The following is a 933-nucleotide window of genomic DNA, read 5'->3' as shown; positions in this document are numbered from 1 at the left end:
GGATGATCCGACACGGGGCGCCGGCCGCGCGCGCCGGCGCCCCGTGTCGGATCATCCGGCTCGACCGGGCTTTGATTTAGGTCACCGCGAGGACCGAATGGACTTCCACATCGACCACGTCCACCTGCGCAGCCGCGACGCGGCGGCCGCGGCCGCCTTCTACGTCGACACGCTCGCTGCGCGGGAGATCCGCCGCGAGGGCACGCCGCTCAGTCGGGTCGTGCTCGACCTCGGCGGCCTGAGGGTGTTCATCGAGCAGGCGCCGGCCGACCTCGCGCCGCCCGCGACAGCACCGCATCTCGGCATCGAACATATCGGGCTCGGCGTCGCCGACATCGACGCGACGATGGCCGACCTGCGGGCGCGCGGCGTGACGGTGCTCGTCGAGACGACGGTGATGCGGCCGGGCCTGCGGGTCGCCTTCATCGACGGGCCGGACGGCGTCCGCATCGAGATCCTGGAACGCCGCGACGTCTGATACCAGACCTCGATGAGCCCGACTCATCGAGGTCTGGCCCCCGCGACTGCGGGGCGGCGGCAATCCGCCGGACCTCATGGGTCCTGACCCATGAGACTTAGTATGAACGCCGCCTACGGCCGCCCGGTCTGCTTCAGCCGCTCCATCACGGCGTCCGGTGTGGCGTAGGCTTCCTGGCGCACGGCGCTCCAGTAGCGCAGGTCGTCGAGCAGGATCGGCACGCCGGTGGTGGCGCAACGCACGAAGGCGCCGGGCTTCACCACGCGCATCGTGCCGTCGCCGTAGGCGACCACCGCCTCGCCCCCCGCTCCGCGCTCGTACCGGCCCAGCATCGTCGTCCTCGGGTGATGAATTCCTGGCGACGGTTCTAGAACGTGCCCCCGGCAAGGGAAAGCCGGCGCCGCACCCGCATGCGCCGCCCCGCGCCCCCCTCGACAGCTCACGCCGGGCGATGC

Annotated in this window: 2 protein-coding genes; one reads left to right on the top strand and one right to left on the bottom strand. The window is 71.7% G+C overall.

Annotation, left to right across the window (positions count from 1 at the left end):
• Positions 1-97: 97 nt before the first annotated feature.
• Positions 98-478, top strand: a complete 381-nt coding sequence (locus FV222_RS27455; RefSeq protein ID WP_147751398.1) for a VOC family protein — start codon at positions 98-100, stop codon at positions 476-478.
• 113 nt (positions 479-591) lie between these two features.
• Here the strand turns inward: FV222_RS27455 and FV222_RS27450 are convergent, their stop codons facing one another.
• The gene (locus tag FV222_RS27450; RefSeq protein ID WP_147751399.1) at positions 592-810 is read right to left on the bottom strand and encodes a DUF2093 domain-containing protein; all 219 of its coding nucleotides are present in this window, start codon (positions 808-810) and stop codon (positions 592-594) included.
• Positions 811-933: the final 123 nt, after the last annotated feature.

The sequence above is a fragment of the Methylobacterium sp. WL103 genome (assembly GCF_008039885.1).
GTDB classification, from domain to species: domain Bacteria; phylum Pseudomonadota; class Alphaproteobacteria; order Rhizobiales; family Beijerinckiaceae; genus Methylobacterium; species Methylobacterium cerastii.
This window is presented reverse-complemented; position numbering and strand designations above follow the sequence as displayed.